The organism is Mucilaginibacter mali, from assembly GCF_013283875.1.
Classification (GTDB): Bacteria; Bacteroidota; Bacteroidia; order Sphingobacteriales; family Sphingobacteriaceae; genus Mucilaginibacter; species Mucilaginibacter mali.
Genome location: NZ_CP054139.1, coordinates 5,476,181 through 5,494,829 on the forward strand (window position 1 = coordinate 5,476,181; position 18,649 = coordinate 5,494,829).

Annotated in this window: 17 protein-coding genes; 6 read left to right on the forward strand and 11 right to left on the reverse strand. The window is 47.2% G+C overall.

Annotated features, from left to right (window positions below):
• Window positions 1-39: 39 nt before the first annotated feature.
• On the reverse strand, window positions 40-540 hold the full coding sequence (locus tag HQ865_RS23280; RefSeq protein ID WP_173417209.1) for a hypothetical protein: 501 nt from the start codon (window positions 538-540) through the stop codon (window positions 40-42).
• Between the two features lie 213 nt (window positions 541-753).
• Here HQ865_RS23280 and HQ865_RS23285 point away from each other — a divergent pair, with 213 nt between their 5' ends.
• Window positions 754-1,881, forward strand: coding sequence for a metallophosphoesterase family protein (locus HQ865_RS23285; protein WP_173417210.1), 1,128 nt, complete (start codon window positions 754-756; stop codon window positions 1,879-1,881).
• Between the two features lie 4 nt (window positions 1,882-1,885).
• On the opposite strand, the gene HQ865_RS23290 is transcribed toward HQ865_RS23285, so the two are convergent.
• From HQ865_RS23290 to HQ865_RS23310, 5 genes are all read right to left on the reverse strand, one after another.
• Entirely contained in the window at window positions 1,886-2,524 is a 639-nt protein-coding gene (locus HQ865_RS23290) for a LutC/YkgG family protein (protein ID WP_173417211.1), read from the reverse strand.
• Between the two features lie 73 nt (window positions 2,525-2,597).
• Window positions 2,598-4,013, reverse strand: a complete 1,416-nt coding sequence (locus tag HQ865_RS23295) for a family 43 glycosylhydrolase (RefSeq protein WP_173417212.1) — start codon at window positions 4,011-4,013, stop codon at window positions 2,598-2,600.
• 69 nt (window positions 4,014-4,082) lie between these two features.
• Entirely contained in the window at window positions 4,083-4,778 is a 696-nt protein-coding gene (locus tag HQ865_RS23300) for an SGNH/GDSL hydrolase family protein (RefSeq protein WP_173417213.1), read from the reverse strand.
• Between the two features lie 25 nt (window positions 4,779-4,803).
• A complete protein-coding gene (locus HQ865_RS23305) occupies window positions 4,804-6,333 on the reverse strand; it encodes a glycoside hydrolase family 28 protein (protein WP_173417214.1) in 1,530 nt (509 codons plus the stop codon).
• A 102-nt stretch (window positions 6,334-6,435) separates the two neighbouring features.
• Window positions 6,436-6,762 (reverse strand): RNA recognition motif domain-containing protein, encoded by a 327-nt coding sequence (locus tag HQ865_RS23310; RefSeq protein WP_173417215.1) that lies wholly within the window; start codon window positions 6,760-6,762, stop codon window positions 6,436-6,438.
• A 390-nt stretch (window positions 6,763-7,152) separates the two neighbouring features.
• Between HQ865_RS23310 and HQ865_RS23315 the strand changes: the two genes are divergently transcribed.
• Together HQ865_RS23315 and HQ865_RS23320 are read left to right on the forward strand one after the other, a co-directional pair.
• The gene (locus HQ865_RS23315) at window positions 7,153-7,608 is read left to right on the forward strand and encodes a DinB family protein (protein ID WP_173417216.1); all 456 of its coding nucleotides are present in this window, start codon (window positions 7,153-7,155) and stop codon (window positions 7,606-7,608) included.
• A gap of 3 nt (window positions 7,609-7,611) precedes the next feature.
• Entirely contained in the window at window positions 7,612-9,537 is a 1,926-nt protein-coding gene (locus HQ865_RS23320) for a TlpA disulfide reductase family protein (RefSeq protein WP_173417217.1), read from the forward strand.
• A 229-nt stretch (window positions 9,538-9,766) separates the two neighbouring features.
• On the opposite strand, the gene HQ865_RS23325 is transcribed toward HQ865_RS23320, so the two are convergent.
• The gene (locus tag HQ865_RS23325; RefSeq protein ID WP_173417218.1) at window positions 9,767-11,335 is read right to left on the reverse strand and encodes a CotH kinase family protein; all 1,569 of its coding nucleotides are present in this window, start codon (window positions 11,333-11,335) and stop codon (window positions 9,767-9,769) included.
• A gap of 234 nt (window positions 11,336-11,569) precedes the next feature.
• Between HQ865_RS23325 and HQ865_RS23330 the strand changes: the two genes are divergently transcribed.
• On the forward strand, window positions 11,570-12,343 hold the full coding sequence (locus tag HQ865_RS23330; RefSeq protein ID WP_173417219.1) for a cupin domain-containing protein: 774 nt from the start codon (window positions 11,570-11,572) through the stop codon (window positions 12,341-12,343).
• A 366-nt stretch (window positions 12,344-12,709) separates the two neighbouring features.
• Here HQ865_RS23330 and HQ865_RS23335 read toward each other — a convergent pair whose 3' ends face one another.
• Entirely contained in the window at window positions 12,710-13,708 is a 999-nt protein-coding gene (locus HQ865_RS23335; protein ID WP_173417220.1) for a glycoside hydrolase family 43 protein, read from the reverse strand.
• Window positions 13,709-13,968: 260 nt separating this feature from the next.
• Between HQ865_RS23335 and HQ865_RS23340 the strand changes: the two genes are divergently transcribed.
• Window positions 13,969-14,355, forward strand: a complete 387-nt coding sequence (locus HQ865_RS23340) for a DoxX family protein (RefSeq protein WP_173417221.1) — start codon at window positions 13,969-13,971, stop codon at window positions 14,353-14,355.
• 369 nt (window positions 14,356-14,724) lie between these two features.
• On the opposite strand, the gene HQ865_RS23345 is transcribed toward HQ865_RS23340, so the two are convergent.
• Entirely contained in the window at window positions 14,725-15,273 is a 549-nt protein-coding gene (locus HQ865_RS23345) for an REP-associated tyrosine transposase (RefSeq protein WP_173417222.1), read from the reverse strand.
• Window positions 15,274-15,456: 183 nt separating this feature from the next.
• On the opposite strand from HQ865_RS23345, the gene HQ865_RS23350 reads away from it, so the two are divergent.
• Window positions 15,457-15,984, forward strand: a complete 528-nt coding sequence (locus HQ865_RS23350) for a 5' nucleotidase, NT5C type (RefSeq protein WP_237073559.1) — start codon at window positions 15,457-15,459, stop codon at window positions 15,982-15,984.
• A 194-nt stretch (window positions 15,985-16,178) separates the two neighbouring features.
• Here HQ865_RS23350 and HQ865_RS23355 read toward each other — a convergent pair whose 3' ends face one another.
• Both HQ865_RS23355 and HQ865_RS23360 read right to left on the reverse strand, forming a co-directional pair.
• Window positions 16,179-17,486: a nucleoside hydrolase-like domain-containing protein gene (locus HQ865_RS23355; protein ID WP_173417223.1), complete on the reverse strand. Its 1,308-nt coding sequence runs from the start codon at window positions 17,484-17,486 to the stop codon at window positions 16,179-16,181.
• Between the two features lie 14 nt (window positions 17,487-17,500).
• Window positions 17,501-18,511: a pectinesterase family protein gene (locus HQ865_RS23360; RefSeq protein ID WP_173417224.1), complete on the reverse strand. Its 1,011-nt coding sequence runs from the start codon at window positions 18,509-18,511 to the stop codon at window positions 17,501-17,503.
• Window positions 18,512-18,649: the final 138 nt, after the last annotated feature.

The window sequence follows — 18,649 nt, forward strand, 5'->3', positions numbered from 1 at the left end:
ATTTTATCAATAACCGGCGTTTCACCATAAATATAAGTCTTAGTCGATAGCGCAGCCACAGCCGGTATCAGGCGGGCAGATGAGCCCGTGGTTTACACCGCGGCCATCGCCTTCACCTTCGGTATCACCACTTTTTCCATCAGCGCCGGCTTCTACAAGGTCCTCATCGTTTTTGATCAGGTCGCGGTCGCGTTGGCCATTGATGTTTTTGGTAGGTACCAATATTACGGTTTGCTGGTTGTGATAATGAGACGGGATCTCATGGTCGCGGTGCAGCACGCCGGTTTTGTGTACGGCAAAATAAACACGCAGGCCAAATTCATTATTGTTTTCGGCATTGCAGCCATGGTCGGCAAACATCTGGTCGATGGCTGCCTTGGTAAACCAAACACTTTTTGAATCTTTAGTGCGGTCAAGGTCAACTATATTGCCGTTCTCGTCCTTCTTTTTAATTACTTCGTAATAGTTATCAACTAATTTTTGTAACTGGCTTTTCTTCACACCACCATTGCCGCGCGAAGTAGGGTTTAATTTTGACATTGGGCTTTAATTTATAGGTTAATATTTGGCTAAAAATAACATTATGTTTCAAATAAAAGCATACCGTTTTTTCACGGTATAAAACACAGTTAAAACCCCCTTACATACTGTGGTTTACACTAAAATTCAACCCATTATATTTTGTCAATTTTGATGCGCACGTCAATCTTAACCTATAAACACAATTTGGCTTAAAAAACTGTTATATATTTTATGCGAAGCCTGCTACAACGACTACTAAAAAAGCCGATCATCAGGCTGACCGATAAATACTCATCGCGCCCCGATAAAAAGCGCGTGAACAAGGCATTGACCGAACTTTACCAGGATATTGCCGGTGGAGGCAGCAAACGCGGGAAAGTGATCCCGTTCGACGCGTCGGCACAAAAATTCATCATCCTGTCCGATCAGCATAAGGGCGCGCGCGATGGCGCAGATGATTTTGCCATGGCCGAGAAAAATTACCTGGCCGCGCTGGATCATTATAACCGCAACAGCTTTCATTACATTAACCTGGGCGATAGCGAGGAACTTTGGGAGAACCGGTACCTGAGCATTAAAAAACATAACAAAGCTACGTTTGAGCACGAGCAGCTTTTTTTAAAGCGTAATGCTTTCACCAAGATCTTCGGTAATCACGATCTGTATTGGGATAACGATCCGCTGGCGGCATTTGGCCTGTCGCAATTGTATGGCCAAAGCGTAAAAGTTTTAGAGGGCGTTGTGCTGCAAACCAAAGTCCATAACAGGGAATTATCTATCTACCTAACACATGGCCACCAGGGCGATCTGCAAAGTGATGGCAACTGGCTTAGCAAGTGGTTTATATCAAACGTATGGGGTCCGCTGCAGGCATATCTACGTATTAACCCCAATACCCCCGCCAATAACGATCAGCTGAAGACCACGCACAACCGCATGATGTATGAATGGAGCGAAAAGCGCGAAGACCTGCTGCTGATCACCGGGCATACGCACCAGCCGGTGTTTAAATCGTTAACGCATCTTGAAACCTTGTATGCCGGACTTGACAAAGCCAAGGCAGACAACGATGAACCCCGCATACGCAACCTGCAGCACCAGATTGATGAACGCCATTTTAAGGGCGATAAGGTTTTAGAATTTAAAGACCATGACTATAAACCGTGCTACTTTAACAGCGGCTGCTGCTGTTTTGACGACGGCGACATTACCGGGATAGAAATTGAGGATGGGCACATACGGCTGATCAAGTGGAAATATATAACGCATAAACAGCCACAAAGGGTGGTACTTGATGAATGCAGCCTGGGCGACCTTGTAAACTTTGGCAATAAAAAACCACAGTTACAGCACGCCTAAGTAATTAGCCATCGAGCAGGAAAACAAACAACTCCTTAGGGCCATGGGCGCCCAACACCAGCGTTTTCTCGATATCGGCCGTACGGCTTGGGCCGGTGATATTGCTGATCATACTGGGGATATTGCTGCCATATTTTTCCTTTAGCAATTTAAAGGCATCCTTTAAATCGGGTACCAGTTGCGATGTATAGGCTACCACCAAATGCACCGGCGGGTAAATGCTAAGCCTGCGCCCGGCGCCATTGGCGTTGCTGATCATTATGCTGCCATTGCGGGCCACCAGGGCTTCGCAAAGGGTTATGCCTGCTTCGGCCTGGTCAAAATCTTTATCGGTCTCAAAAAAGGGGAATTCGTAGTTCTTTAATAATTGCTGCAGGGCGGGTTCCCAGCAGTATATCTTGTGCCAGCTGCGCTCTTCGGCAATGGTGAGCAGTTGTTCTATCAGGTGTATCTCGTCTTCGCAAAAAATAAAGTTGCCGGCCACCGCCATCAGTTGCTCGGCGAAGATCACCTCCAGCAGTTCGTCATTATCGGCATAAAGTGGTAGTTGCTCCAGGTTGGGGTAGGGGTTGTCCCGCTTCTCCAGCAAGGCGCTGCGCACTTTTTTCAGCAATTTTTCTTTGGCTGTGGTAATGTTTTTCATGCTTGCTTAACGTACCGGTTGAGTTTGGCTTCAAAAGTACAAAAAGCTCAGTACATTATGTTCAGGTACCCGCTCAATTAACTAACACCTGATCTATCCAAACCATGTTTCCCTTACTGCCATAATCGTTCCGGCGCTTATCGCTCCATTTGCTGTGTTCGCCTAAAACGGTAATGGTTAAGGTATAATCATCTTCGGGCAAAAGCGGATTAATGAACCTGATACCTTTTGTTTGATTAAGGGAATACATGTCTATCGTAGCCGTCAATATTTTTTTACCACGGCGGTTACTGATACTTATCTGTGCATAGCCACCTGTTGGCCCGGTCGGGCCATAAACCACTACCCGCTTACCGTGAAATTTAACAGTAAGCATGGCGCCCTTTTCATCAGAGCTGCCGTTAGCTAAGTTTGAAGAAGTATTATGCTGCCAGTTCCCGGTAAATGCATACGCGTTTTTATCACCGGCCAGTACGCTTTTGCCGGTTATCAAATTTTGCAGCGGGGGCATGTTCCAATGAGTATCTAAACACCAGCTATCCATATAATTTGGTATATATAACGATGTGCCGTGGATGTAAAGCGGTTGCCACACATAAGTAGCTGCCGATGCCTGTCGCGGGTACGACCATCTATCGCCCATGAACATAAAAATAGTATCCCGTTCGGTTTCAACAGGGAGCACAAAGGTAGTTTGCGAGTTATAGGTCAGGCTGCCCTCGGGCGCAAATAGTCCGCGGGCCGTCCATGGGCCTTTTAATGATGTTGCCGTCAGGTAGAAATTATCATTACGTTCCCAACTGGTGCGGTGCGAGCCGAGCCAAAAGTAAATTCCGCCCTTTTTCAATATTGCCGGCGACTCGCATTCGGGCGACATATCTTTGATGACCTGTTCGGTGGCGCTTTTGTAATCGTCGCTCAACCGGTAGATCTCGCCGCTGTGCAGTAGCAGATAGCCCGTGCCATCCGTATCCTGGAAGGTACCCATATCCCATTTCCGTATCGGTTTGCCGTTAAACAATATCGGCCCGCGAAAGGTATATGGTCCCGTAATTTTACTTGCCGTAGCATAGCCAATGCATTGGTCTTTATATCCCATATCGTCGGTATGCATCAGCATCACATATTCACCGGTTTTGGGGCACTTCATCACCTTCGCACGTTCGCCAACGCGATTGGGGCCAAGCCGGCCGCTATCCTGCACGGGTAGGGCAATACGCTCAAACTTCCAGTGGCTCAGGTCGGTTGATGAATAACAATTGAAGCCTGTGAACGCGTTTGTCGTATCAGAATGCTTTTCGCCGAATAGATAATAACGGCCATTATCTTTAATAATACCCGCCGCGTGGGCGCTTACCACCTGTCCGCGGTCATCAAACCAGGGCACGCCCGAGTAAATAGTAGAGGCGATGCCGGTTTTTTGAGCGATGGCGTTGCCAGAAAGAGTTAAGAATAGTAGTGTGAGAATAGATTGGGAGAAATTTTTCATTGATGGTTATGCTATGTGCAACCACATCGATGGATGTGAAACCCATCGCTATAATGGTTAAGGTTTTGTTTACTTCACCATCAGTGCAACTACCGGTTCTATCAGCTTGCGCGATGCTACGGCATCCATGTGCAGGCCGTCGGTGCTCATGGTTTCCATATCAAGGCCCGGGGTTTTATGGCCGTTCACAAACAGGCAGCCGTTCTTTTTGGCTATCTTTTCAAAGCTTTTGCTCATGGCCTCTACGCGCTTGTTACCGCCGATGTATTTTTCCTGCGTATCGGTCTTGCTGCCATAGGGGGGAGGCGAGATGATAATGATCTTCGCTTTATTGATGGTGGGATAAGGGCAGTTTTTTATCTTTTTGATCAGCGTTTCCAGGTTACCGGGTACCTCCTGCTGGCGCGGGTCGAAGATGGCCTTAGCATCGTTGGTGCCCAGTTCCATCACCACAAAATCGTAGGGGCGGTCGCCGGTTGCATCGGCGGCCTTTTTCAGGTTGCCATCTATCACCATCAGCGAATTGGCGGTGGTATCATTTAAATTAATGAAGCCAATGGTCCGGCCCGATTTGCTGATGTTAAACACCGTAGCATTGGGTAGCGCTGTCTTTAACTGGATTGGCCAGCTATGGGGAAAGGTACCATTACTATCGCCAAGTGTAAAAATATTCAGTTTCTTGTCTGACAATGCCGTGCCCTGCGCATGCGATAAGAACGGCAGCAGCGATAATAAAACAACCATAAGCCTCATTTTATTTTTCATGATGTTCCTGTTTAATATAAGCTGTTTAATAAACTACGTTGGTACTGTTGTTTGCTTCGTAAACCGGTTTTGCCCCGCTTGCCGATTTGACATTGGTAAAGTTCAGCCGCTCGGCATCTTTAATTACAATGCGCGCGTTATCGGGTGTAATGATGTTGGTAAAGCTGCAATCTTTCAGCTTATGGGCATCGTCCTTAAAACCGTTCAGATCCATCACCGGCCCTTTGGCAACGCTGGCTTTCGACAGATCGATATTCCGGAACGTGAAATTAGCGAACGTTGGCGGCTCTGGAGCGGCGGCGCCATCATTGTTATAGTTAAGAGCCGTAAAAATGGTGATCTTTAATAGCTGGCAATCGGCCACGGTTACGTTTTTTACATAGCCGCCGCGCTCTTTGGTGCCTTTTATCTGCATGCCGTTCAGCAGCGCGCCTGCTTTGCAGTCCTGCACCAAAACATCGCTCACCCCGCCCGACATTTCGCTGCCGATGGAGATGCCATGCCCCTTAATAAAATCGCAATCGGTAATGCGCACGTTGCGGGTAGGCTTGCCAATGGTAAAGCCCTCGGGGTTTTTGCCCGATTTAATGGCGATGCAATCATCGCCGGTAGAGAAGCTGCAATTGAAGATATAGCTATCGTCGGACGAATCGGGATCCAAACCATCGCCGTTATGGGCCGTACTCACAATTTTCAGATCGTGGCAGGTAACGCCCTTGCTGTAAATATAGTGGATGGTCCAGCAGGGCGAATCCTGGATGTTAAGGCCCTGGATCTCCACATCGCGGCAGTTCAGCAAGCAGATCAAGCGCCCGCGAACCCGAAGACCGCCGTGGTCCATCATGTTTTTAGCCAACGGACTGTTGCCCCCGCTGATGGTGCCTTCGCCTTTAATGTGCAGATCATCCACCGTATATCCGCCTTTATTATTCATGATACCAGCGTTGATAAGGCTGGCGTAGGTTTTCATTTCCCAGCCCTCAAAGCGGTTATTGATAAATGGGAGATAATCAACATCGCTCACGCTACCTTTTAATACCCCACCTTTGGCAATTTGCAGGGTCATGTGGCTTTTCAGGTAAAGCGCGCCGCTCATAAATGTGCCCTCGGGTATCAGTACGGTGCCATTGACCGGGCATGCGTCTATAGCTTTTTGAATGGCTTTGGTGTTAATGGTTGCGCCATCACCTTTGGCACCAAAATCTGTTACGTTAAAGGTTTTGCCCTGGTGTTGAGTGTTGAATTTAACAGGGGCGGATGGCGCCGAGAGTTTGCCATCCCTGTCTTCGCTGCGGACAGCGCAGCTATACGTCTTTACCGGCGACAGTCCATTCAGTATATAATTGCCTTTGGCGGTTGTGCCTGCTTCCTTACCATTTAAAATAATATGATAGCGGACAATATCATCGTACTTTACAGGCTTATCCCAAATAAGGGTGGCCGATGTGGCCGATAGGGTACCCGGCGCTACCATTAGTTTTTGAGGTGCCTCAGTAGCAAAGGCAGCGGACAATCCGCTTAACAGCAGGGCAAGCAATAGGTATTTCTTTTTCATTAATGGCAATAATTGGTGGCGTGCTGCACACACGATAGGTAAAAGTATACATTGCCCTGAAAAATACCGTCCCGAACTGTTATGACGATGTTATACTTGCGTTTAGGTATTACGCCTTGGCCGCATTTTTTTTGGCGGGCCGGTACGCGGGGCAACTTTTACGTAAGATCTAACTGGTGCTGGTGGTGCTTCCTCAACCATGTTTAAGCGTAGTTCCTTACCGTGCAGCATGTAGCCGTCAAGCGCGTCAACCGCGGCATCAAGACCGGCCCTTTCGGTAATTTCGAGAAAGGCGTAGCCTTTAGAGATCCTTGTTTTTTTATCCCTTACAATTTTAATGGTACTTACCGTAGCGTGAAGGCTAATTAATTGCACCAGTTCCATTTCGGTAGTATCTAAGGGAAAACCACCGACATATAATTTAACCATAACCTACATTTAGTGTCAGGATAAAAATAAGCATTCTGTTTGAGATATGGTTCAGTATTTTTACCTGTTAATTTTAGCTATTTTTTCGGCATAGCGGTAGTTTATTGATCTATTTGCTATTTATTTAACCACAAAGGTCGCAAAGGAAGAAACACAAAGGGCACAAAGATTTTAGTTGGAGATATTTAAGTTTTTAAAGGCGCAAAGCTCGTTTTTTGCCTTTGTGAGTTTTGTATCTTATCTTCTTTTTTCAATTCCCTGTATTCTTTGTGGAATCAACAACACGAAGATCTTTGTGTACTTTGTGATTAAATCATCGATAATTTAACACGTAACAGCGCTAAAACCAAACATAAATCAGCATCTTTAAGCAACCAAGACCAACACCAAATGAAAAGTGTATTTAACCCTGCCGATGTTGCCGAATTAACCGGCCGTATTAATAATTTAACACCTGCCACGCAACCACAATGGGGCAAAATGAGCGTGTCGCAAATGCTGGCGCATTGCAATGTGAGTTACGAAATGGTGTACGATCCTGAAAAACATCCCAAGCCCAAAGGACTGATGAAGTTTATTGTGAAGGCCTTTGTAAAGAAAGTGGTAGTTGGCCCCAAACCTTACAAAAGGAATACCCCGACAGCCCCGGCTTTTATTATTAAAGATGACAGGAGCTTTGAAACCGAGAAAGCCCGATTGACAGACTACCTCAACCAAACCCAGCAGCTTGGCGAAACACACTTCGACGGTAAAGAATCGCACTCGTTTGGGCCATTAACGGTGGGCGAGTGGAATACCATGTTTTATAAACATTTGGATCATCATTTAATGCAATTTGGGGTGTAGGGTATGATGCAGAAATTTGTAAAAGCAGCGTTATTTGTTTGGCTTACCGGATGTGCGCAAACCTTGCTTGCCCAAAACCCTTTAACCAGCAGCCCGGCTTTTCCCGAACGGGGGCAGGAGGTAACTATTACCTACCACGCCGGATCGCCCGGTGCTAAAATACCTGCGGGCGCAAAAAACATCAGCCTGGTGTTTACCTACTCTACCTTTTACGAGTTACCTTATAAGTTACCACTGGTGCAGCACGGTAACGATTGGTCGGTTACTTTTAAATTGCAGCGCTACGCCACCTTTGCCACGTTTTATGTGCAAAGCGACAATATAATTGATAAGCCCGCCGATAATAAACATTACAATATAGCCGTATACACCAACGGTAAACGGGTAGAAAACGGCTACCTGCACGAGGCTTACAGCCTGAGCGCGCAAATGGGCCGTAGTGCACTGGTGCACGATATGCAACGTCAGTTGCTGCAGACCGAACTGGAGAATTACCCCGATAATTACGAGGCGAAGATCCGTTTGATCACCAATGGCATAGCCGGCACTAAAGACGCGGCCGAAAAGAAAAAGCTATACGAACAAGGCGAGCAGATGATTGCCGGTTACTTTGCCCAGGCCCCCACCGTTATGGGCCGCATTAACAAGGTAACCATGGGCTACCTGATCCTGGGTGAGAACAGCCGGGTCGATTCCGTACACCGTGTGGTGGTTAACAAATACCCAAACAGCGATGCCGCCATGGATCTGCTGACCGAGATCGTCAACAAAGAGAAGGATACCACTAAGCGCATTATCAAACTGGAGCAGGCCTTAAAAACAGCTAAAGACCCGCGTGGCGATGGCGCTAAATCGCTACACTCGGACTTGTTTGATTATTACGCGGCCCGCAAGAATGCGCCAAAAGCATTGTATCATGCCCGCTTTTTCAGGAATGATACCAGTCCGCACCGTGCGCGTACCTTAAAGGAAATTGCCGAAACGCTGACCAAAAACCACTTAGCACCGGATACAGCGTTGAAATATGCCGGCCAGGCACTGGCCATTGTTGACACTTACCCGGTAGGCATTATCCGTTATTTCCCTGAGTTTGGCTATATTCCCGCTTATGTAGCCGATAGTACCCGTGCTAAGCAAGTGGGTATGGCCAGGGCAAGTTTGTTATCGATAGCAGCTATCAATCATATATCAAAAGGCCATACGATAACTGCTATAAAAGAAGCTGATGAGGCTGTAACTTTGTCAGACGATAAGCAAACGTTGAATAATATAGCCTGGGTTTACGAGCGTCAACATCAGCCCGAAAAAGCCTTTAACACCTATTGGAAGATATTACTTAAAGAACCCGGCGATAGCCTTGCCCTTAAAGCATCCCGCAAAAATTACCAGGCCTACAAAGGTTCGGCCGATGGGTATAAAGAGCGCCTGGCCGAACTGGAAAAAATACAAAAGCAGCAAATGACCCGCCTGGTTAAAAAAGAATTGCTGAACCTGCCCGGTCCGCAATTGTTAGCCATTACCGATTTGCAGGGCCACCCGCTGGATAAGGAAAGCCTGAAAGGCAAGGTGGTGATCATGGATTTTTGGGCTACCTGGTGCGTACCCTGTATGGAGGAATTGCCCTACCTGCAAAAGGTATATACCAAGTATAAAGATAACCCCAGGGTTGTGTTTATGGTGATAAACAGCGGTAGCAAAAACACACTTGCCGATGCGCAAAACTGGGCCAAGCAACATAGTAACTACACTTTTCCGTTGTTTTATAACGGCGACAGCAATATTGGCGATAAGGTTGGCTTTAACCTGATACCTACCATCGCCGTGCTCGATCGATCGGGCAAGATGCAGTTGCGCACCATTGGTTTTGAAGGCGCGGTGTTAGAGCAAAAGCTAAGCGCCGGGATTGACCTGCTGTTGGAGGGGATGTAAATTCGACATGAGAAGTAGTGTCCCCCCAAAAAAAATCACGTCGGGGCTATTGGTGGGTAGAAACAAAATAAGACACGAAGCGTTCCGAGCGGAACGCTTCGTGATGACCGCATGGAATCTACCGACCAAATGTGCCTGACGGCACATTCGGAATACTTATGAAAGCATAGGCCTCTGTGCCCTCTGTGTTTCTCCCTCTGTGGCCTCTGTGGTTAAATCAACCTTATCCCTACCATGAACCCATGTTAGCATCCATCCAATTGATGCGTTGCTGCAGAAAATCTTTCATATAGGCTACTTCTTTATCGTAAGTGCCCAGCCAAACGGCGTTTGGCCATACATATTGGTCTAATATCGGCCATTTCTTAAAGTTTTCCTGCTGCGATAGTTTCAGGTAGGCGGCGGTTTGGTCGATATCGGTAAAGATCTGCTTAACCTCTTTTTCCCTTATCTGTGCCCATTTGGCTCGCACTTTTAAATCGTAGGTTGGGTCTTGCGCCAGGCGGATCATCCAGGTAGCGTCGCGGATAAACCAGATGCCGGTTGGGTTTTGGGCAGGGGTATAATTGATGTTACCTGCGCTCAGATCAAAATCCCAGATGGGGCCCATATTCAGTTTGCCGTCGCGGTCTTTATAGTAGAAGATACTGCTGAAATCGCGGGCATCGTTCTCAAATATCTCGTTGGTAAAATACCAGGTGATAAACGAATCGGGGTTGATGTATTTGGCATAACCCTTATCCGGGTCTTTAAAATCGGCCGAGAACAGGGCATCTTCGGCAGCCTGGAAATAATTGTGGATATAATCCAGCTGTTTAGCGGTAGGCGCGTCCGGCGATTTTACCACAAAGGGCAAATTCTTAGTGGTTCTGAACCACGATGCACCGTCAAGTTTCTGGTCAAGCTCTACCAGGTAACCGCCAGTAATTTCGCTGTCGGATGTGTTTTTATCGCTCAGCTCCTTTATCGCTACCCGGTTTGAATTAACTTCAACCGAGGTAGTGAGCAGGTAATTACCCACAAATTCGCCGTTCAGTACTACTTCAACAAAGCGGCAATCGGGGGTAAAGTCGGCGCCCAGTCTTTTGCCCAGTTGCAGGGCCAGGTAGTTACGCATCAGGGTTTTATCATCATAATTGGCCAACAATATCCAATCCTTAGCCGCGGCCATACCCAGCATCATTATCTTCGAATCGAACTTGATCTTATACGGCTTCTTCTTAAACTCGGGCAAAGCCCAGGTAGAGTTGCCATGACCTTTTATCTGCATGGTCATGCTGTTAACCTCCTGCGTAAAGCCCTGGTTAGCATCAATAATAACACTGCCTTTTACATAGTTATCTTTAGAGGAAATAGCCGATGCCGATGTGATGTATAAAACAGGCAGCCCGGTAAACACCTTAAACTTTACCGTATAAGTTTTAACATCGCCGGTGGCCGAGGTAACATTTAGGATAACCGGCTTGGTGTAATCGGTAATAGTAACGCCGCTTACCTGGGTGGTGTCGCCTACTTTTACAGTGGTGTTGGCCGTGCGCGTGGTAAAGGTTAAAGCCAGTTTTTTTACCAGCATCCTGTCGGGAACTAACGCGGTGATATCCGTACCCGATATGGTGCAGGTAACATCGGCAGCAATTTTGCCGGTATTGTTTTTAGCCTGGATAACAGCCGATGTTATGCCAGCGCTATCAGGCTTTACAACCGGTTTAATTTCTTCGCCATCTATGGTGGTGGTGCCTTTTTTGCAGCACCATACACTTAAAGCTATCAATACTAACAGCGCGTACCTTTTTATCATATTTTTTTGCACGTAAACTATCCCGGGGAATGCACTATTGCATCCCATTTTTAATTCCTCCACGAAAACGGCTGCTTTTGGTAGATGAGCCTTTTATGAGATAACAAAACCAACGCCTGCGCGTACCGGATTTTGTTGGGGGACAAAGATAAAAAATATAAATATATTTTTACTTAACCTGTTGATAGTGAATTTCATTACTAATTGTTACTTTCGGCTACCAGATAACCGTTTATGATGAAAAACTTACTCCTTTTAGGCATGCTTATTATAGCCGCAGGTGTGGCCGCGCAGCAAAAACCAGTACCATCGGGCGTGTACCACGTGGCCGATGCGCCTGTTGTTAAAAGCGGCGACCGCGAAAGCCGCAAGTTTGCCGAGGGCAGCACCGCCGAATTGAGTTACTTCCGTGTGCATAGCAGCACGCAATATAAAGGCGCGGCACCCAAACCGCCGCATGCCCAAACCGATATCGAAGAACTGATCTTTGTTACCGAAGGCACCATGAAGTTTACCATGGGCGATAAAAGCCAGGTGTTGAAAAAGGGCAGCATTGTGCTGGTGCCCCCACATACCATGCAGGCTACCGAGAACGCAGGCGATGGCCCGCTGACCTACTATGTACTGATGTTCCGTTCTAATAAGCCGATGGACCTGGAACGCTGCGCCAAAGCCGGCGGACCGGTGATGCTAAGTGCCGATTCGCTAAAATATGTTCCATCGGCTAAGGGTGGGGGCATCAAGTATTTCGACCGGCCGACTGCCATGAGCGAGAAACTGGAGATGCATATTACCGAACTGAAAGGCCGCGGCCCCAGTCATGACCCGCATACGCATGTGGATACCGAATTGATCCTGATGCTGGAGGGCGAGTGCGAGGAAAGCATCAACGGGAAAACTTACCGTGGTACCGCCGGCGATTTCTTTTTGATGAACAGCAACGAATTGCATGGCATTACCAATATACAGGATAAGCCCTGCCGTTATTTGGCCATCCGTTGGAAGTAAGCCCCGACTTGCGAATCTTATCATAAAAATCTTCCCCGTAAAGCAAAATTAAAAGAGTTGTTTATAAGAGCTATTGCCCGGTGTTTATCGGTGTAGTATATCATAAAGTGCCATTACGCTTACCACGGGCTGTTTTACATTAAGCATTATTAAAGAACGATTGGATTTTGCTGTTTGTGAAACTGGGGTTCCTCCAAATTTTATTTGGAGATTTAGGTTTAGCTAAAAAAGCGGCCTTTGCGAAGATCGTACAATGAATGTTTGTACTACAGCGAATATATACAATATACAAAAAAATAACGGCATGAGCAAATGCACGCTGCCGGTTTGGGCTAATTGTTTTTAGTGGAGGGTCGTACACCTTCGCTACGGCTTATACTCTTTACCCACCACCAGCTTATCGCCCGAAAGATCAACCTCGAATAAGTGCGGGATGCGGATGTACTTGCCGTTAACACTTTTGTGGCTGTGGATGCACATCAGCTGTTTGCCGTTCAGATCGGTAAAGAGCATGCCATGGCCAAAATCGGGCGGGGTGATAGGGTTCTTCTCCTGCACCCAGGGGCCATCCAGCTTGCCGCTGGCGGAGTAGGCCACGCCCTGTGTGTATACATTGTAAACCCAACTGGTCCAGATGATGCCCAGCTTACCGGTTTTGGTTTGGAAAACATAAGGGCCATCGGTTACCTTGTTTGGGCGGTCCTTGCCGTTCTCGTCCTTTTCCCGGCTCCAGGGCGAATCGCTGGCGCGGAACAGCACCTTCCCCTCTCCAATGCTGCCGCCCAGGTCGGGCTTCAGGGCAATCTTTTCAACCGTGCCGTTCCAGTTTTGCAGCCACTCGTAGCAGTATAGCATATAAGGCTTGCCATTCTCTATCCAAAAAGTGGCATCCAAAGTAGGCTTATTGGCGGGCAGATAGGTGGGATCCTGCATGGGCACGTAAGGGCCGTCGGGCTTATCGCTTACCAAAATATGGCAGGCGCGGCGTTCTATCACGTTGCCCTTCACGGTATCTATCTTCACATCGCGATTGGTAAAGGTGGCGAAGTAATAGTACTTGCCTTTATACTCGTGCAGTTCGGCTGCCCAGATCATGGGCCTTGGCCCCATCCACGAATTGGGGTCGGTTTGGGTTACCCGGTAGGGGCCGTCCCACAGTTTCATATCCTTGCTTTTCCATAGCAAGCCGCCGGTGCCGGTCATGTAATACATGTTAGTTTTACTGTCGGCCATAATAAAAGGGTCGCTCAGGCGGATGGAATCTAAGGGGATATTCTTTTTAGGTTCCATTTGCCGCATGCCCTGGGCGAAAGTTATAATGGGCAAAAGCAGGCAGGCTAACAGGGTAAGTTTGATGTTTTTCATCTGCGGGTTTTTAATGGTGATACTAAGATGAGGAAATGCATCCGTTTTTACAGGGGACTGATTTGTAAAATTGAGGGGAGAAAACCATAACCGTAGAAACACGATACCTCGTGTCTCCAGATATTTACAAAAAGCAAGAAGCACGAAGTATCGTGTCTCTACAGTCAATGCTTTCTTTCAATTTACATTGCCTTTATCTTTATCCGTATTATCATAAATACTACTATCTTAGATATCGAAAACCAATAATTAAAATTAACATGAGCAAGAAAGCGATCAACATTATTTACTGGATCTCGACCGGGCTGATATTGGCCATGATGCTTTTTTCGGCAGCCTCCAGCTTTATGGAAAACCCTGATGGCGCGAAAATGCTGGCAGCAATTGGCTACAGGCCATATGTATTGCACCTTTTGGCGGTAGCTAAGGTATTGGGTGTAATAGCCATCCTTACCCCCGGTTTCCCGCGACTTAAAGAATGGGCCTATGCTGGCTTTATGTTCGATCTGATCGGCGCTACCTATTCTTTTTATGCTTCGGGTTTTGCTTTTAAAGACTGGGCATTTATGCTGGTATTAATTGCTGTATTGGCATGCTCATATATTTTTTATCATAAAAGGTTAGCGTTAAAGGGTAGCGTGGCGTAAAGATCATTAATGTAGAGCCACATATTTGTGGCTCTTTTTTAAATATCGCTGCCACAGGTTTAGCGCAGCGTAACCTGTGGTACAGTTCGCTGAAGTTTACAAACTTCAGCGAAATTGTACTTAAACTATTAAAATAATATCCAACAACGGTTAAAGTTGTTGGTTTCTCTTAGGTTTTGTTTTTTGTAATGTAGATGCTTTTTGAGAGGTATACTTGGCAACTTGCGCTTGTATGAGTTTAGGTAATTTCTGTTAGTCGCTGCCGCAGGTTTAGCGTAGCGTAACCTGTGGTACAGTTCGCTGAAGTTTATAAACTTCAGCGAACTGTACCCGTACCTGTGACATGCTTTTATTATTCAGTAAAAGCAATCACACCATCAAAGTAATATCTAACAACCCCTTCTCTCCCGCATAATCTCTTGCACTGCTATACAAATAATGTTGCGGCTCACTCACCCAGCCGGCCTTAACCGGGTTATGATGTATGTAATCAACCTTTTGTTGCATTACCTCGTTGCTGAATAGTTCTATCGGGTGGACACCTTGTTGCCAAAACTGATGGTATTGATTAGCCGGATTATAAGCACCCTCTTGTTCAAACATCCAGATCATCCATTTTTGGCGGCTTTCCTGCGGGTTTTCTCTAATTGCTTTTACAATTTCTTTGGATGTGTGTTTTTTCATATCGCGCACAATAGCTTCCATTGGCAGTTGCCTGGTACCAATAACCATGTGTACATGATTGCTCATGATACACCAGGCATATACTTCCAATCCTTTATTAGCGATACAATATTTTATACTATCAAGCAATATTTCCTTATAAACAATCCGCGTAAATACGTCTATCCAATTAACTACCGAAAATGTAATAAAGTATGGGTTTTGCTGATTGTGAAACTTATAATTCCGACTCATGATGATGCAAGTTAAAAACTTGCCCGAATATTACCACAGGTTACGCTGCGCTAAACCTGCGGCAGCAAGGAGTTAAAAACTTGCCCGAATATTACGAGATACGAAGTATCGTGCCTCTACAATCTTCCCATTTTACATTTCCCTTACCCGCCTCTCCCCAATTTTCCCGACCTTGCCCATCTCATGAATAAACAACGCATTGCCATTGATATGGACGAGGTTTTGGCCGACCCTATTGGCAAATTTATAGACATTTACCAGCGCGAACACGGCTACACCTACACATTAGACCAAATGCACGGCAAGGAATTTCGCGACCTGTTGCCCGAAGAATTACAACCCACCCTGCGTGAATATATTAACCGCAAAGGCTTCTTCCGCGACCTGGAATTGATACCTGACAGTCGCGAAGTGGTAGAGCAGTTATGCCAAAAGTATGATGTGTTTATCGTTTCGGCGGCGATGGAGTTCCCCAACTCGCTGGAGGATAAGCTGCACTGGCTGGGCGATCACTTCCCGTTTATCCCCTGGACCAATATTATCTTCTGCGGATACAAAATTGTGAAAGCCGATATCATGATAGACGACCGTATCCGCAACTTCAGCGGGTTCGACGGCCGTAAGCTGCTGTTTACATCGCCCCATAACATCGCCATTACCGAATACGAACGGGTGAATACCTGGGATGAGGTGGCGGTGTTGTTGTTGTAAAACTATATCGTATAGACACGATACTTCGTGTCCCTACGGCTCCTGCCCTCTTTTCGCGAAGCGAAGAGAGGGCCGACCAGCGCAGCGTAGTCGGGGTGAGTAAACTGCGTGGCGAGGACTCACCCGGTCGTTGCTTCGCTTGACCACCCTCTCTTCGGCTTCGCCGGAAAGAGGGGATAATGGCTAAAGATTACCTACTTTAACCAAGCCCAGCGTTTGCCCCAATCCAGCATAATATCGCTGCGCCATTTCAGCACGGTTTGGCTGCCCTGCCAAATACCATCGTAAAGGGATGCATCGGGTTTATCGGTATACCAGTTGCTGCCCAGGCGGTAATCTGTTTGATGGGGCTGGCCCGGCCACAGGTTGCTTATCACCAACTTGCCCTGCAATGGCTCGAAGCCCGGGATTTTGGAACTAACCTTATAATTCAGCGTTTCGGTTTGCTTGGGGCAGTAGCGAATTACGTAATCGCCGTTGCCGTTATAAAAGCCGTCCCACTTTTGCTCGCCAATGCCGGCTTGCATGGTTAGGGTAAAACAGGCCGAATCGGGGGAAATATTAATTTTTGGTCCTTTAAAATGGAACTCCACTGTTGAGAAAGTGGGCACAGTATCGGTTATGGTCGTCGCGCGGTCGTAAACTATCCGGGCGCTGTGGTTAAACTTAATAAAGCTGCCACCCCAGCTTTCCCTTAGCGGGTTTTTCGGGTCGCCATCCATCATATACAGCAGCGATGGCGTATCGCCCATTTTGGGTATACCTTTGTAATAACTCTTAAAGGCCGCGCCCATATAGCCGGCATTGCTGATAAAGTTATTATAATAATTGGCTGGCTTCAGGTTTTCGGGCGATCCATTGCCCGAGAAGAAGCCATAGTACGAGCTATTACACTCGATAAACCACAACTTAGGGAAATTGGCGGCGATGTAGGCATAGCTGTTGGCGCTCCACTTTTTATTGGGGCCCCCTATCCAGTAAACCCGTATGCGCGATGCGATCTCAGGCGCATCATGCAGGGCCTGGGCCACATCTTCCAATCCGCCCCAAACCAAGACCCACAGTGGGCGGGTATCTTCCTTTTTTGCGCATTTGATGATCCAATCCGAACCCTCGGTAGCGGTTAAATAGCCTTTATATGGCGCGGCGCCTTTGCGCCCCTGTTTGCAAATGGCCCGCAAGGCATCGGGAGTGGGATATCCTTTTTGGTGCTGCTGTAGCTTGGGCAGGTCCTTTTCGTACAGGCCGATCATTTTCAGGATCTCCTCCTTATTGCCGGCCCCGTACGATGGCGACGACACCAGGCCCTCGGTATCGAACAGGTGGCTGTATATCAGGAAGTGGATCATCGATTGGTTATCGTCCGGGTCGGTGCCGCCAATATCGGTACTGATGAGGATGCGCGGTTTAACGGGTACCGGTTGCTGGGCATATGCCAGGCCTGTTAGGATGAAGCACAGGCAGGCAAAGATTATCGCTTTTATATTCACTTTAAATATCATAGGATGCATTGATATTAAGGGTTCCATTTACGGTTGAAAGTCCACGCGGCGTTAATATCACCGGCCTTGGGCGCGCCCGGTGCCTGGTAAAGATTATCTTTCAACCAGTTGAATTTAGGGCCGTCGGTATGGGCATTGGAATAATAAACGGTCGATTCCCAAACCATCGGCTTGGCGGTTTCGGCCTTATAAATAGGCTTATCCATCATGTTTTTATCAAAATGGCAATCTATCAGGTAAAAACTGGCCTCGTGGTGATAGCGGCCTAACTGGAAGTGCTGCTCGCCCTTAAAATAGCAGTTGCGGAAAACGCTTTTGATATCGCGGCCCTTGCTGCCATCGTGCCAAATGGCAATAGCGCCGGGTACATTGACAATAAAGGTGCAATTTTCGGCATAGGCCCAGCCACGGGGACAGTAAAAATCGGTGCCGCCTATCAGCGTACAATCCTTAAAATAATACATGCCTGTGCCGCTCCATGGCGATACCGTATCCTGCCCGTACGAGCGGACAATACAGTTGATCACCTTTAACCGGGTGGCCGTGCCTGTTTTCAGGGTAAACTGGTGCGCGGTTTTCACCACTTTTGTCTTTTCGGGTTTGCCCGTTTGGGCGTTGGTGCAATCAATAAATACCGAATCGGCAGCATCGTGGCCATAGGTGTTCTCTACCGTCAGATCGCGCAGGGTAATATCGTTACCGTCGATATTCATCACCGCGCTGTTTTTATCGCCCGGGTGCTGGCAGGTATAAATAAGGTGCGAGATGGATCCGCTGATCACCGTGCCCGTTTTGCTTTCGCCCTGTAGCGTGATGTGGTTTTTACGTATCGATAGCTGTTCCCTATAAAAGCCGTTCTTAATAAAGATCAACCTATCCTCCGCCGCCGAATCGGGCAGACTTTGCAGCGCCTGCTGTATGGTGCGGAAATCGCCCTTGCCCGATGGATCTACCACTATCCGGGTTTTAGCGGCTTGGCAAAGCGGTGCTATCAGCAAAAGGATGATGGTGCAGATTCTGGTCATTTTAAACTATCGCAAAATACAGGTTATCGATCGGGTGCTTGCGTGCGCAAGGCTTACAATGATAATGAATATCAACTTAGATTAAATGTAGGATGCGGGTAAATCTACGCAATCGATTGCGCTTACATAGATTTTAAC